This is a genomic window from Candidatus Zymogenaceae bacterium (assembly GCA_016931225.1).
Taxonomy (GTDB): domain Bacteria; phylum Desulfobacterota; class Zymogenia; order Zymogenales; family Zymogenaceae; genus JAFGFE01.
In genome coordinates, this window is sequence record JAFGFE010000004.1 from 37,911 (window position 1) to 53,433 (window position 15,523).

The 15,523-nt window shown below is 50.0% G+C and carries 13 protein-coding genes; 7 read left to right on the plus strand and 6 right to left on the minus strand.

Features of this window, described 5'->3' with window-relative positions; genetic code table 11:
• Positions 1 to 10: 10 nt before the first annotated feature.
• The 6 genes from JW885_01265 to JW885_01290 all read right to left on the minus strand — a co-directional run bounded on the left by JW885_01265 (position 11) and on the right by JW885_01290 (position 7,407).
• Positions 11 to 400, minus strand: coding sequence for a response regulator (locus tag JW885_01265; GenBank protein MBN1880775.1), 390 nt, complete (start codon positions 398 to 400; stop codon positions 11 to 13).
• A gap of 147 nt (positions 401 to 547) precedes the next feature.
• Positions 548 to 2,566, minus strand: a complete 2,019-nt coding sequence (locus JW885_01270) for a 4Fe-4S binding protein (protein MBN1880776.1) — start codon at positions 2,564 to 2,566, stop codon at positions 548 to 550.
• Between the two features lie 8 nt (positions 2,567 to 2,574).
• Positions 2,575 to 4,290, minus strand: a complete 1,716-nt coding sequence (locus JW885_01275; GenBank protein ID MBN1880777.1) for an iron hydrogenase small subunit — start codon at positions 4,288 to 4,290, stop codon at positions 2,575 to 2,577.
• Positions 4,283 to 6,301, minus strand: coding sequence for an NADH-quinone oxidoreductase subunit NuoF (gene nuoF / locus JW885_01280; protein MBN1880778.1), 2,019 nt, complete (start codon positions 6,299 to 6,301; stop codon positions 4,283 to 4,285). The genes JW885_01275 and nuoF overlap by 8 nt, the downstream gene beginning before the upstream one ends.
• Positions 6,294 to 6,788: an NADH-quinone oxidoreductase subunit NuoE gene (gene nuoE / locus JW885_01285; GenBank protein MBN1880779.1), complete on the minus strand. Its 495-nt coding sequence runs from the start codon at positions 6,786 to 6,788 to the stop codon at positions 6,294 to 6,296. The genes nuoF and nuoE overlap by 8 nt, the downstream gene beginning before the upstream one ends.
• On the minus strand, positions 6,772 to 7,407 hold the full coding sequence (locus JW885_01290) for a redox-sensing transcriptional repressor Rex (GenBank protein ID MBN1880780.1): 636 nt from the start codon (positions 7,405 to 7,407) through the stop codon (positions 6,772 to 6,774). The genes nuoE and JW885_01290 overlap by 17 nt, the downstream gene beginning before the upstream one ends.
• 207 nt (positions 7,408 to 7,614) lie before the next feature.
• Here JW885_01290 and JW885_01295 point away from each other — a divergent pair, with 207 nt between their 5' ends.
• The 7 genes from JW885_01295 to JW885_01325 all read left to right on the plus strand — a co-directional run bounded on the left by JW885_01295 (position 7,615) and on the right by JW885_01325 (position 14,966).
• Positions 7,615 to 8,163 (plus strand): ECF transporter S component, encoded by a 549-nt coding sequence (locus JW885_01295; GenBank protein ID MBN1880781.1) that lies wholly within the window; start codon positions 7,615 to 7,617, stop codon positions 8,161 to 8,163.
• 255 nt (positions 8,164 to 8,418) lie between these two features.
• Positions 8,419 to 8,820, plus strand: a complete 402-nt coding sequence (locus tag JW885_01300; GenBank protein ID MBN1880782.1) for an Rrf2 family transcriptional regulator — start codon at positions 8,419 to 8,421, stop codon at positions 8,818 to 8,820.
• 85 nt (positions 8,821 to 8,905) lie between these two features.
• Positions 8,906 to 9,745 carry a sulfite exporter TauE/SafE family protein gene (locus JW885_01305; protein MBN1880783.1) on the plus strand — a complete coding sequence of 280 codons (840 nt, stop codon included), beginning with the start codon at positions 8,906 to 8,908 and terminating at the stop codon, positions 9,743 to 9,745.
• 508 nt (positions 9,746 to 10,253) lie between these two features.
• Positions 10,254 to 11,642 (plus strand): sigma-54-dependent Fis family transcriptional regulator, encoded by a 1,389-nt coding sequence (locus tag JW885_01310; protein ID MBN1880784.1) that lies wholly within the window; start codon positions 10,254 to 10,256, stop codon positions 11,640 to 11,642.
• A 206-nt stretch (positions 11,643 to 11,848) separates the two neighbouring features.
• Positions 11,849 to 12,151 (plus strand): hypothetical protein, encoded by a 303-nt coding sequence (locus JW885_01315; protein MBN1880785.1) that lies wholly within the window; start codon positions 11,849 to 11,851, stop codon positions 12,149 to 12,151.
• Positions 12,152 to 12,173: 22 nt separating this feature from the next.
• Positions 12,174 to 13,502 carry a 4-hydroxybutyrate CoA-transferase gene (locus JW885_01320; GenBank protein MBN1880786.1) on the plus strand — a complete coding sequence of 443 codons (1,329 nt, stop codon included), beginning with the start codon at positions 12,174 to 12,176 and terminating at the stop codon, positions 13,500 to 13,502.
• Positions 13,503 to 13,658: 156 nt separating this feature from the next.
• Entirely contained in the window at positions 13,659 to 14,966 is a 1,308-nt protein-coding gene (locus JW885_01325) for a 4-hydroxybutyrate CoA-transferase (GenBank protein MBN1880787.1), read from the plus strand.
• The last annotated feature ends 557 nt before the right edge of the window (positions 14,967 to 15,523 follow it).

Genomic DNA, 15,523 nt, shown 5'->3' on the forward strand with positions numbered 1-15,523 from the left:
TCACCTTCCGCTATTTTTGCTCCAAGAGCCGCTCAATTTCATAGAGAAGCTGCTCGGTCCTCACCGGCTTGTTCAGAAACACGTCCGCTCGAACCCATGAGCGTTCTTCATCAGTTGCGGCATCGAAGGAAAAGCCGGTCTCGGTTACAACGGCTGAAATCATAATTATCGGCAATTCCGGCTTTTTCTTCTTAATATGGTAACAGAGAGAGAATCCGCTGTCAACGTGTTCCAGCATCAGATCCACAATCGCGATGTCCGGATTTTTTTCAGCGAGATATTCACTCGCCGTTGTGACACCATCTGCGGTATCGACTCGATAGCCGGCAGCCTCCAGATTAATGCGTAATTGCTCACGCAGATCCTGGTCATCATCCACCACGAGTATCGTTTTTTTCATTTATAAACCACCTGTAACGTCTGAGAAAGAATATTATCAACTAATCCGGGTCTTTGTAAAGCCTCTTAAGACATTTGGTGCTCCCTATCGATCGAAGGTATATCCCCACTATAGTGAAATATATCATATACTGGGATTTCCGTGTTCTCATGGGTGTTCATCGTTTTCCAATTGGCTGTTTCGCGGCAACCGTATGGTAAACGTCGTTCCGGTGGGCCCTGCATCCGGATCCGTGTTCGACTGTACATCAATACCGCCTCGGTGCATCTTGATGATTCCGTAACTCACGGCCAGACCCAGCCCGGTACCTTTTCCCATCTGTTTGGTCGTATAGAATGGTTCGAAAATTTTCTTCAAATATTCCTGTGCGATACCGATCCCACTGTCCGTTATAGCGATGAATACCTCATCATCGGTTCCATCTACCCGTATGTTCAATTTGCCATGTCCCGACATGGCATGAACCGCATTGTCAACGATATTTGTAATCACCTGAATGATCTGAGTAGTGTCCACTTCGGCAACGGGATTATCACAGGTGCATTCCAGCTCGATGCCGATCCCGCTACTTATGTTCATCTGGTTGATTGTCCGTTCAACCAAAGAATAGAGATTCTGGCTCTGCAGCTCCACTCTGTTCTTCCGTGCAAACTGCAAAAGATCCGACACGATCCGTTTGCATCTATCCGCCTGTTGCGCGATCATTGTCAGATCCTCATTGAGAGCTTCATCCGACACTTCTTCGAGAAGTGTATGGGCATACATCAGCACGATACCCAACGGGTTGTTGATTTCGTGGGCGATACCCGCCGCCAGCTTTCCCAGACTCGCCATTTTCTCCGCCTGTTCCAACGCCGCCCTGGTTTGTGCCAGCTGTTCATGTGAATAGTGCAGCGTCTCATATGCATTTTTAAGCATATCGATGGTATGCGGCAGACACATTTCATTTTCAGCAAGTCCCATGATGATGGCGATTGCATGATCTCGACAGGTCTCATAACCACACGCCCCGCAATTGAGTTCGTCCTGTGGGGTGTATTTTCCAAGATCCGCCAGAACCTTTTCAATCTTTGCCTCGCAGATCGGCTGAGTTTCCGTATCATCTTGCGGTTCAAAGGTTCTGGAAAGATCAAGATCTTGGCATTGACGCATCACCTCCTGCCACTCTTCTCTATTATGTTCCGCAAGTTTTTTTCTCGCGTATTGACTAATCAGCGATTGACGCTCATGTTTGTACGTCTTCACGCTCATCCCCGGCCCCATGATGCAGCCATCGCAGCAGAGGACTTCCAGTATTTTCGTCTGGATGATACCCTCTTCATACTCCTTGATGACTTCAACGAAATCACTCCCACCTGTGGCGACAAACCTATTTTCCAAGATGTCGTCACGAATATCGGCAGCCTGGAACAACCCTCTGGTTATCGGAAACAGCATTCCCAGGCCCGATCGGGGGGGATCAAAGTCGGACGGCTCACAACTGTCGGGGGTAAGATTGTGCATGTCGAATATCTCCCGCATCTCATTGAAGGTGATAACGACATTCACCTCTCCATTCAGAACCCTCGAAACAGCCTCCTTCTTCTTCGCGACACAGGGACCGATAAAAGCGATTTGTATATCCTGACCATGAAACATCCGTAATGCCCTGGCTACGGCGATCATGGGAGACACTATGGGCGCAAGAGACGCCGCGATACCCGGATGATACCTCTCAACAAAACCGATCAATGCCGGACAGGTAGTGGAAATGTATTCCTTCTCCTTTCCTTCTTCGATCAGTCTGCGATATCGATCCGAGACAAGGTCGGCGCCGAACGCCACTTCGCATACCTTGTCAAATCCCAGGGCCCGCACCATGCCGATGAAATGCTCTATGCCGATATCTGAAAACTCCGCGGGAGCGCTGGGTGCAATACATGCGATCTTTATTTCATTCGAGTCCAGAAGCTGATGAAAACTATCCAGTGAGCTGATGACTCGTTTCGCACCCTGCGAACAGACGCTCACACAATGGCCGCAGCTGATGCATCGTTCCGGGAGAATTTCAGCCTGGCCCCCGGATATCCGTATGGCCTTTGCCGGGCATTCCCGCACGCATGTGTAGCAGACTCGGCATCGATCACCGATAGTCTCTACAAACGACTCTTGTGTGTAGGTTTCCATAACCCACCCTACCCCGCTTTGCTTCGATCCTTGTACGTGGTGTGGAGCAGATGATGAGACATTTCACCCAGCGGTTTCCCCAGGAACTCGTCGTACAGCCGTTGGAGTTCTGTATTCTTGTGTGAAACCCTGACCTCTTCCGTTCGATCGATATGATACAGCGCCTTCATGCGCTCAGCGATGCGTTTCGGATCGCTATTCAACGGCTGACCGCCCCCGGCGATACATCCTCCGGGGCAGGTCATGACCTCGATGAAATGAATGTCTTTTCTGCCGTTTCTGACCTCATTGAGGATGTCCCGCGCCTGTGCAAGACCGCTGACCACGGCGACGCCCACCTCTATACCATTGATATCAAGAAAGGCTTCCTTTCGATTCGAGAGTCCCCGTAGCTTTTTGACCTCAAGCTTTTCAAGCTCTTTTCCCGTAACCAGGTAATAGGCCGTGCGTACCGCCGCCTCCGCCACACCGCCGGTTGCACCGAAGATCTTCCCGGCGGTTGTTCTCTCACCGAATGGGGAATCGGGCAATTCCGGTTCAAGGGTGGCCAGGTTCAAACCTCTCATGCGAATCATCTTCGCTATCTCGCGGGTCGTGAGAACGGCATCCACATCCGGGATCCCGCTTTTTGACATTTCCGGTCGATTGCATTCAAATTTCTTGGCCGTGCACGGCATAATCGAAACGCTGAAAATTTTTCTCGGATTTATCCCCTGACTCCCGGCATAATAACTCTTAATAACCGCACCGAGCATCTGCTGCGGGCTCTTACAGGTCGAGATGTTGTCGATGAAATCCGGGAAAAACTGCTCAAGATACTTCACCCATCCCGGCGAACAGCTTGTCAACAGCGGCAGCGGCCCCCCCGTCGTCAGACGATGAACCAACTCCGACGCCTCTTCCATGATGGTGAGATCCGCGCTGAACGACGTCTCGAAGACCCTGTCAAATCCCATCCGCCTCAAGGCCGCCGTCATGGTTCCGTCGGCATCCAGGCCCGGCCTCATTCCAAACTCTTCGGCGATGGTCACGGAAATACTGGGGGCGTGCTGGATAACGACATGCAATTCAGGATTGTCCAGGGCGTCGAAAACCTGTTTGGTATAGTCCGTCTCCGTAAGCGCCCCTGTCGGACAAACCATAATACACTGCCCGCAATTAATACAGGTTGAAACATTCAACCCCTGGTTGAAAACCGTCCCAACGGATGTTTTTGACCCCCGCTTGATGAAATCGATGGCCGAAACACCCTGTATCTCCTCACATACTCGGACGCACTTGCCGCACAAAATGCATTTTGCCGGATCGCGTACGATCGCGGGGCTGGAAGCATCCGCCTTGAATGTCTTCTTGGTGCTTCGAAATGTTCGTGAAGTCACCCCCAACTCCCGGGCGAGAGACTGAAGATCACATTCGTTGTTCCTCGCACAATACAGGCAGTCATCCGGGTGCGCGGATAACAACATCTCAACGATCGTTTTTCTCGCCCGCATGACACGGGGCGTATGGGTTCCAATCTTCATTCCCTCTGAAACGGGGAAGGCACAACTGGGCACAAGTCTTCCGTCCGCTTCCACCACACACAGGCGGCACGCCCCGGTCGGAGAAAGATTCTCCAAATTACAGAGCGTAGGTACGGAAATACCGTATTGTTTCAAGATGTTGAGAATAGTTTCGCCTTTTTTTGCCTTGGCTGGCTTTCCATTGATTTCTATGTTAAGCATTCGCAACCCCCTCTGTAGGGACATCTTGTCGAGATATCACGATCGCATCGAATTTACACGTTTCCACGCACGTCCCGCATCCGATACACTTATCCGGTACGATATAATGCGGACTTTTCGGCGCGCCCATGATCGCATCTGATGGGCAGTTTTTAGCGCACAATCCACATCCCTTGCATTTTTCCGAATCGATGTAGTAATTGAGAAGCTCGGTACAGGCACCGGCGGGACAGTATCGCTCATAGACATGGGCTTCGTATTCATCCTTAAACCACCGCATGGTACTGAGTACCGGGTTCGGAGCAGTCTGCCCCAGGGCGCAGAGGCTTGCATCCTGGATCACCTCGGCGAGGCGTTTGAGCTGAATGACTCCCTGAAATCGAGTGAAGGTCTCCTCCATCGTTTCGTGGCTTCGTCTTTTGGTCAGAGAAGTCAATATTTCAAGCATCAGCCTCGTGCCTTCCCGGCAGGGAATACATTTACCGCAGCTCTCCTTCTGGATAAAATCCATGAAGAACTTGGCGACATCAACCATGCAGGTGTTTTCATCCATCACCACAAGCCCGCCGGATCCAACGATGGCGCCGATCTCCTTGAGAGATTCATAGTCGATTTCCGTATCGAGATGTTCGACCGGTATACATCCTCCCGACGGGCCGCCGATTTGCGCCGCCTTGAACGCCAGGCCTCCCTCGATGCCGCCGCCGATATCGAACACGATCTGCCGCAAGGTGATTCCCATCGGAACCTCGACGAGCCCTGTTCTCACGACGTTCCCGGAAAGGGCGAAAACCTTTGTTCCTTTTGAACGCTCGGTACCGACGGACGAAAACCAGTCCGCCCCATTTTTAATAATTCCAGGTACGTTCGCGAGCGTTTCCACATTGTTGATGATGGTCGGTTTCCCGTATAAACCGCTCACAGCGGGAAAGGGGGGACGTGGACGCGGCATGCCGCGTTTTCCCTCAATACTTGCGATAAGCGCCGTTTCCTCACCGCAGACAAACGCCCCCGCTCCCTTTTTCAGCTTTATATCAAGGCTGAATCCGCTGTCAAGGATGTTTCTTCCAAGCAGTCCCAGCTCATGAGCCTGATCAATGGCTTTCTCAAGTCTTCGGATAGCCAGCGGGTATTCCGCCCGAATATAGATATACGCGTGATCCGCATGAATGGCATACGCCGCGATGATGATTCCTTCGACGAGCCTGTGCGGATCCCCTTCGATCACGGCCCTGTCCATGAACGCGCCCGGGTCTCCCTCGTCGGCGTTGCATATCATATACCGCTGATCTCCCTCAGCTTGCTGGGCGAATTTCCATTTTTTCCCGGCGGGAAATCCGGCTCCACCCCGTCCCCGCAAGCCGCTGTCTTCCACGACATCCGCCACTTCCAGGGGAGTCATGTTTTTCAACACACGAGAGAGGGACGAGTATCCACCCCATACAATGTATTCGTCGATGTCTTCCGGGTTGATAATTCCGCAGTTTTCCAGCACCCAGCGTTTTTGATGCTTGAAAAACGGGTGATCACCTATGAGGGGTATATTTTTCCATGCTTCGGTATCCTCCTGGGGGTACTGGCCCAAAACATGTTCCACAGGCGGTTTGCCGTCAAATACGGCCGGGAGTATATCCCGGACTTTCTCTGCCGTCACGGAATAAAAACTGATCCGGGATTTCTTCGGGAGTTGCACATCCACGAGAGGCTCAAGGGCACAAATACCCAGGCATCCAACCCTGACGATATCCGCGCTCGTTTTCGATTCCGACAACCATTTTTCAATTTCCGTGATTGTTTTTTCCGCTCCCGCTCCGAGTCCGCAGGTTGCGGTCCCGACAAAAATAACGGGCGTTTCAATATTCTTTCTCTTGAGACGTTCCACCCGTTGATGAATGAAATCATTACACCGCTCATCCGTGTGGCAGAGGGGGCCGTCCTGGATACAGGCGATCAGGTCTGGACACGGACTGTCGGGGGAATGTGAACATTTATCGCAGCATTTTTCAAACATCTCTCTTTGCCTCCTCTTTCGCCTCGGATTTCAGTGTCTTGAGAATTTCACGAACACTGTCCGGCGTAACCCTGGCATAGAATTCGCCGGAAATATTTATAACCGGTGAAAGGCCGCATGCGCCGACGCAGGCCACGATTTCAAGGCTGAACAACCCGTCGCGCGTGGTCTGCCCTGGTTCAATCTTGAGGGTATTCTGGACGGTCTTGAGGATTTTTTCCGAACCCTTGACATGACACGCTGTACCCCGACAGACCATAATATGATACCTGCCGGGCGGTTCGGTTCGAAATTGGTTGTAAAAGGTGAGTACCCCGAATATTTTACTGGGGGGAAGGTTGAGTTTCGTGCCGATTTTACTTACGGCATCTTTGTGGACATACCCAATAGAATCTTGTATGTCCTGGAGGATCGGAATCAGATCACTCCGCTCGGCGGTTTTGTATCCGGCTAGAACGCGATCGATTGTCTCATTTATCGGATCCATATGTTGCCTCGTTTCCTGTATTTTTTACAAAAAACGCCACTTTTTCCAACGAAACTGCGATATCCATATCTGACACATATATATGTTTGGGTACGTGCAGGCGCGTCGGAGTGAAGTTGACGATTCCCTTTATGCCCGACTGTATACAGAGATCGGCGACTGATTGAGCGGAAGAGGCGGGTACCGCGATAATAGCGATACTGATTTCCTCCTCACCCACAACACGTCCGAAATCCTCTACCAAATAGCACTTGCATCCATGAATGACCCTGCCGGTCCTATTCTGATTACTGTCGAATCCCGCGATGATCCTGAACATGGACCTGTATCCGGAAAAATATCCGATAATTGCCCTGCCCAGATTACCGATACCGATAATTGCCACATTCTGTACTTCATAGGTGGCGAGAAAGTGTTCGATTGATTCGGTCAACGGTTTCACAGCATAGCCCTGCTGATTTCCCGAATAACCTATGTTCATTATATCCTGCCTCACCTGTGCCGCACTCACACCGGCTATCTCGGCAAGCTCGTGGGAGCGAATTTTCTCTACCCTTCTTCTACTCACTTCTTTCAGGTATCGCTTGAATAGAATTAATCTTTCAACTGTTCTTTCCATATAAAACGTATAAGCCCGTTAAATACATAACACTACTGAAATAATTTTCACCCTCACTGTTACAGCGCTAACAGTATATTTTTTTTTAAAACCCCTGTCAAGAAAATACAGACAAAATCTTCCATGACTGTTACTTTTTTTTCTGGATGTTTTTGGAGAGTTTTAAGATAATGTCACTAACACCATCACATACGATAAAACGATAACATGATCCAACCGACGAACAGTGAAACGATAATATCAAGGAACAGGAAAGTCGCAATCACCGCCCTACTCCTCTCTCTCACAATCCTTGTTCAATTCCTTGGCAGATATACGACCGGCCTTTTCGGACCCGTGAATATTTTCGTTATAGGCACCCTCGTAAATGCCCTGCTTCTCATATCCGTTGAATATTCCGGCAGAGGGGGAGCGATAGCAATCGCGTGTGCGGCTCCAATAACGGCCGTGTTATCCGGCGCACCGATACCGATTCCATTTGTTCCGGTCATCGCCATCGGCAATGCCATGTATGTGATATTGTTTTACATTACGGGAAAACGTGTGTCGGGAATCATTCTCGGTGCGGTGTCCAAATTTCTCTTCCTCTATGCCTCCGTGTACATATTTTTGCACATCAGTACCGTCGAAACCAAGGCCGCCGGCATTCTCTATTTCTTGTTTTCCTGGCCACAGCTTGTCACGGCATGTGCCGGCGGCATTGTATATATCGCCGCTATACGGATTCTCAAAAGACAAACTCCACACGACGACTGATCCCACGCGACGTCTCTTCTCCTGACCCCGCCCGTGTACCAAAGGGATCTCAATTCTCAACACCCTCTCCGGGAAGCGATGATGTCTATCATCCGTATGCAGTCCTTGATCGAATACCGGAACATACCAACCTCACCGATTTTCGAAAACGAGACGGGTGAAATCGAACATACAGTATCCGGTAAAAACGTTTTCTTGTTGACAATCGACATATTATCCTATATACTCTACCTGAATAGTGGGCATTGCCGTATCATGAAACTTTCCACAAAAAGCGAATACGCATGTTTGGCCCTCATCGTACTTTCCAGAAAGTATGGTTCCGGCTATATCAGCACCGAAAGGATCTCCGAGGAATTCAACATTCCGAAGAAGTACCTTGAACAGATTTTGCTTGTCTTGAAGGGAGCCGGTTACATCAGGAGCAAACGTGGATCGGAGGGAGGTTACAGGATCAGTAAATCACCAGCGGAGATCACCATCGCGGAGGTAATCAGGCTGATGGACGGACCGTTGGCGGCCATCAAATCCGTGAGCGTCTATTTCCACGAAGAAACCCCCCTCAATCAGCACAAGCCGTTGCTTGATATATTCAAGGAGATCCGGGATTATGTTTCAAACAAACTCGAGACGACAACATTCGCGGATATAATATAGATTTTTTTATCCGTGATATCATACTATATCCATAGGCTATATATGCATTACGACTACTCACTCACAGAATGAAAAGGATATCGACATGTTTCAACTAGGAATTGAAATGGGACTGTTGATCGTTGTGATTGCCTTCTTCGCGGAATATCTTGACTCCTCCCTCGGTATGGGATACGGCACCTCTCTGACCCCGATTCTTCTCCTGCTTGGCTTTGAACCTCTTCAGGTTGTGCCGGCTGTCCTTTTATCGGAACTTATCACAGGATTTCTCGCGGGCTTCACACACCATGCACTCGGCAATGTGGATTTCAGGCCGAAGACAATGAATGTCGTTGAAATTGCTCGTGCGTTTAAAAGTAATGGTATTGTCACAAGTCTCAGGACGAACTTCCCCCGCAGCCTCAAGGTGGTTTTTCTCCTGAGCGTGTTGAGTATTATCGGGGCCGTATTCGCCGTATTCGTTGCGTTGAGCCTTCCCACATTTTACCTGAAGCTTTTCATCGGCACGATAATCTTTGTCGTCGGCATTGTCCTTCTCTGCACGATCAACAGGGAGTTCGGTTTTTCCTGGAAAAAAATCACACTCCTTGGATTGGTGGCATCTTTCAACAAGGGCATCTCCGGCGGAGGCTACGGACCGGTCGTCGTCGGCGGACAGCTCATCTCCGGCGTCGACGGAAAAAGCGCCATCGCCATCACATCGATAGCGGAAGGGTGTACGTGTCTTGTCGGTGTTACGGCATACCTCGTCACGAAGAGCATAATAGATTGGTCGCTTGCCCCCTATCTTGTCATCGGAGCCGTCATTTCGGTTCCGATTTCCGGTATAACGGTGAAATCCCTGAATATGAAGACAATGAAAACCGCCATTAGCGTTTTCACGATCTTCCTCGGCGCTTTTACCATTCTGAAAATAATTATATGACGTCATGTGACGTCGTACAATCGGGGTCCGACGGCGTCTCTCTTTGGTTTTCACGGTGTCATATCCGTATTCGGCGTAATACGACATCGGATTTGACATTCAAGACGACTTTCACGGGGGATTGATGTGTGTTTTGAGACACATCGACATCTTCCAAGGCCGAGAATCATACCGAAGATCGAGAATCCGAAGATACCACATAGGGGCCGGTGACACGGCCCCGTTTCTCTCTCACGCTTTTATACAGAAAGGAAAACCGGGGAATAGATACTTGTATGCCGTACCGTCAACTACCGGGGATATCCCCGTTTTTTGGATATGGCCGCGCCCTGCCCCCACTGAAATTGTAAGCCGCAACCTCTTCCGACACGCACTGAAAAAAAATCCTGTTGCCATTGCGCCGACATTGACAATTCATACCACGGCTTTATATAATTCAATAGTAATGTTGTAACCTTGATGTCATCTCGAATCTCTCTCGGAGTTGAGTCCGATGAATTATAATATTCTGGTTGTTTCTTCAGATCACATAACGTCCCAGGAAATAGTCACCCTGCTCCAAAACAAGTTTTCCGTTGATATCGCCCCGGATATCCCGAAAAGCCTTGTCCAGTTTGAAAAGAAGAAATACGACCTGCTTTTCTTGGATGTCACACTCCTTGAAACGTTATCGACGGAAAGAACCATCAAGAGCGTAATCAACCAGTTTCGAGAGATTTCCAGATCCACAATAATCGCCATTATGACGAGAATTGAGCATAACCGCCGTGGAATCATGGCAATAAAGGCCGGGGCGGATAACTACATCTCCATCCCGATACAGAAGGATGAGCTGAATACGGTAATACAGTCCATATATGATACGGCAATGGAAAAATCCAAGCTCGACTACCTGTCTGATACCTTCTGGGATATCTCCTCTCAGCCGTTTCTCAACACGAAAAGCCCCCCCGTCATCGAGGTGATCAAGAAAATCAAGGCGGTGGCCCCAACCAAGAGCACCGTTCTCCTTATCGGTGAGACCGGAACCGGTAAGGGTGTTTTGTCCCAACTCATTCATAAGCACAGCCACCGCAGAGACGCGCCGTTCATTCAGGTACACCTGGGGGCGATTCCGGATACCCTTGTCGAAAGCGAGCTCTTTGGACATGAAAAGGGCTCATTTACCGGCGCCATTCGCAGGAAATTGGGAAAGTTCGAGCTTGCCTCAGACGGAACCATATTTCTTGATGAAATAGAAACCGTCTCGCCCCATGTCCAGATCCGGCTGTTACAGGTTCTCCAGGACGGCACGTACTATCGCGTCGGCGGCGAGGAGCCCTTGTCTTCATCCGCGCGGGTCATCGCCGCCACCAATATCGACCTCATTACGCTCTGTGAACAGGACCTGTTTCGCTATGACCTCTATTATCGCCTCAATGTATTTCCGATAGAGATTCCCTCCCTTAAATACAGAACCGAAGACATCCCCACCATGGTGCACACCATTCTCGAGCGTCTTAACCGATTTCATGAAAAAAGTATTACCGACGTACACCCGGATGTGCTTGAAGCGTTCACCCAGTATTCGTGGCCCGGTAACATAAGAGAGCTGGAAAACTTCATAGAGCGGGCGTATCTGATGGAAACGACTGATATGATTTCTCCCGAACACTTTCCCAGGGAGTTCTTCTCGGAAAAAACAACGCTGGAAGACGACATGATCATACACCCCGGAGAGAAACTGGCCTCCATCAGAGAACGGGTGGTACGAAACGCCGAAAGGCGTTATCTAATAGAGACACTGTCCTCACACAATGGATCAATTCAGAAAACCGCGGATACGGCGGGAATAACCACACGTCAATTGTTCAATCTCATGCAAAAACACAATATTAGAAAAGAAGATTTCAAATAATCCCCCCACCACATCCCCCCGTGAAGAAATACCATTTCCGTTTTAAGAAATATCGGAAATTTACTTTCCGATTATTTTTTTTCAATCATTTCAGGCCTTTGTCTTCATAATTGAGAGCGTCACAAAACATTGTGTCGGAAGTTCAATTTCCGATATAATTCGTACGGTCGGTTAACATACTGAATTTACACAAACAAAATTTTGGCATGGATATTGCTATTATTCTCGGGCAGGAAGGTGAAGAGATGTCCGACACAAACCATCACAATGACCTGTTGACCATTCAGGGGATTATGATTGCATCGGACTGGAATAAGGAAGGCGATGTGATACGGATTGCTATTATGACAGATGACGAGGAAGAATTCTTTATTCTCAAAAACAAGTATTGGGATCAACTCCTCGCCCATTTGCGAGAGCCGGTAAAGATACTTGGGGTGATTGATTTCGATGACGATGAAAGAGGAACTATAACGGTAATCTCGTTTGAACCAATAGAAGCGATTTAATACTACCATGGAGGACTCAACTATGAGCTGGGAAAAGGAGTATCAAAAGAAACTCGTCAGCGCGGATAAGGCCGTTGCCGGTATTACCTCCAACAACGTCATCATGATGTCTGGAGGATGCAGTGCACCGCCCGCCCTGGTCGATGCTCTGTGCAAACGTAAAGATGAACTCAAAAATGTCACCCTGATTTCAGGCATCTCCGTTTATCCATTCGAATTCTATAAGTCGGAATTCAAGGGTCATATCAATTTCCGCTGCCTGTTTATGGGTCCCGCCGAACGTATTGCCATGAAGATGAAGGCGAATATCGAGCCGGTCTCGTTTCACTTGTCACAGTCCGATGAGATTGTCGATGAAATGCTGGAGATGCACGACAGGAAGAAATACGACTACATGATGTGCGAGGTCTCGGAACCGGATGCCAGGGGATACATGAGCTACGGCCCTAATGGCGTGCATAACAACGATACCGTGGTACCGGTCGCTGATAAGATCGCCGTCCAGGTCAACAAGGAGACGCCCTTTGTCCACGGTATTAAAAATGTCATCCATGTCAGTGAGGTCGATTATATCGTCGAGGAGTCCCATCCACTGCCGGAAATTCCGCAGATTCCAATATCCGACGTGGAACAGAAAATCGGCGAACTCATTGCCGAGCGCATTCCCAACGGCGCCACGATACAGATCGGCGTGGGGGGTGTTTCCGACACCGTGGGTGAGCTCCTTATAAGCAAAAAAGACCTGGGGATCCACTCCGAGATGCTGACCAATTCCATGATGCATCTGACCGAGAAGGGGGTTGTTACCGGAAAGAAAAAGACGTATCGCCCCGGAAAGATCGTGTGCGGATTCGCCATCGGCTCGAAGGCCCTGTACGATTTTATTGACAATAATCCGGTGTGCGAGTTTTCTCCCATCGCCGAGATCAACAACGTGTTCAATATCGCACAGAACGACAATTTTGTTTCGGTCAATAATATCCTCAACGCCGACCTGACCGGGCAGTGCGCGTCCGAATCCATAGGGTTCCAGCAGATAAGCGGGACCGGCGGACAGCTCGACTTCGTTCGCGGCGCCAATATGTCTAAGGGTGGAATGGGCTTTCTGGCGATGCCGTCGGTGCGGGAGTCGAAGGATGGTCCGGTCTCCCGGATTGTATCCACCATGATGCCGGGCACCGTTATAACCACCCCCCGTTCGGATGTGCATTACATCGTTACCGAGTACGGCGTTGCAAATCTCAGGATGCGATCCATACCGGAGCGGGTGAAGGCGATGATTGCCATCGCGCATCCTGATTTTCGTGATCAGTTGACAAAAGAGGCCGTTGAGAACGGGCTGTTGGACTAATAGTCCTGCCCGTGTATGCTATTCAGGGGGAGTACAAAATCAGCATGACCGCTTCATGAACTCAGCAACAGGTTGGAAGCGTGATTTCAAGGCACGAACGAGCACTCCTCTCAACAGAAGTTATACATCACCACAGACAGGAAGGAGAAATACACTATGAAATGGGAGGATGAATACAAGAAGAAACTCGTTTCTGCGGAAGTTGCGGTCAAGTCCATCAAGTCCGGGGACACCGTGGGCATGCCCGGCGGCAGCAGTCAGCCTATTGACATTGTCGCCGAACTCGCAAAACGCAAGGACGAGCTGACCGGGGTAACCGTCTACTCAGGCATCTCGATGTGGCCCCATGAGATTTTCAAGGCCGAGTTCAAGGGACACATAGACTTCGTCTCTCTGTTCGTCGGGCCGATGGAGCGTCCCTTTTTAAAGGACGGCAATGTAGAGCCGATTTCCTATCACTTTTCGCTTGGAGATCAGATGAGCGTGGCCGCCGGGTGTAACGTCTATATGTGCGAGGTCTCGGCTCCTGATCCCCGGGGTTATATGAGCTTCGGCCCCGTGGGTGTGTATAACGGTGACATGATGTCCAAATTGGCGGATACCGTCATCGCACAGGTCAACGAGCATACGCCGTTTGTGAATGGGAGCCAGACGGTGATTCATGTCAGCGAGGTGGATTACATCGTTGAAAACCACCACCCGCTGTCTGAAATACCCGAAATTCCGATAGGCGAAGTGGAACAGAAGATCGGCGAGCTCGTCGTGGAACGCATTCCCGACGGGGCCACTATCCAGATCGGCATCGGCGCCGTTTCCGATGCGGTCGGGAACCTTCTGAAAGATAAAAAGGACCTGGGCGTCCATACGGAAATGATGACCAACTCCATGATGCATCTCGCCAACAAGGGAGTCATCAACTGCAGCAAGAAGACGTTCCACCCCGGAAAGATGGTGTGCGGTTTCGCCATCGGCAACACCGATCTGTACAAATTCGTTGATCATAACCCGGTTTGCGAATTCGCTCCCATCTACTACGTCAACAACGTCAACAACATCGCGAAAAACGACAACATGGTATCCATCAACAACACGATGACGGTTGACCTGACGGGCCAGTGCGCCTCTGAGTCCCTCGGATTCTCCATGTACAGCGGCACCGGCGGACAGCTCGACTTCGTTCGGGGAGCCACTCAGTCCAAGGGTGGAAAGGCGTTCATTACGCTTCCCTCAACAACCGAGACCAAGAGCGGCACCATTTCCCGTATCGTGTCTTCCTTCAAGCCGGGCACTATCATCACCACGCCTCGATCCGACGTCCAATATATCGTGACCGAATTCGGTGTTGCGGACCTGTGGATCAAGAGTATACCCAAGCGGGTCAAGGCGATGATCAGTATCGCGCATCCCGATTTCCGCGATCAGCTTGAAAAAGAAGCAAGGGAGGTTGGATTACTAAAAGACTAAGGAACTAAAATAAAAAGAAAATGGCCTGCCCTCCGGAAGACTCAGCAACTTAGCACTGCAACTCAACATTGACCGGATCTCCAACAGCCAGCAGACGGATGATACACATGGGTGAGGGCAGGTTACATTTTCCCGGATTTAAAGAACATGACCTGCCCTCCGGATGACTCAGCACTGACCGGACCTCCAATAGCCAGCAGATGATACACATGAGTGAGGGAATGATACACATGAGCGAGGGCAGGTTACATTTTCCCGGGTTTGAAAAACATGACCTGCCCTCCGGATGACTCAGCACTGACCGGATCTCCAATAGCCAGCAGATGATACACACGAGTGAGGGAATGATACACATGAGCGAGGGCGGGTCAACATATTTTTTCGAGGATTGAAGAACATGACCTGCCCTCCGGATAACTCAGCATTTACCGGATCTCCAACAGCCAGCAGACGGACACACATGGGCGAGGGCAGGTCAATTCACCGAGGATTGAAGAACATGACCTGCCCTCCGGATAACTCAGCACTGACCGGATCTCCAACAGCCAGCAGACGGA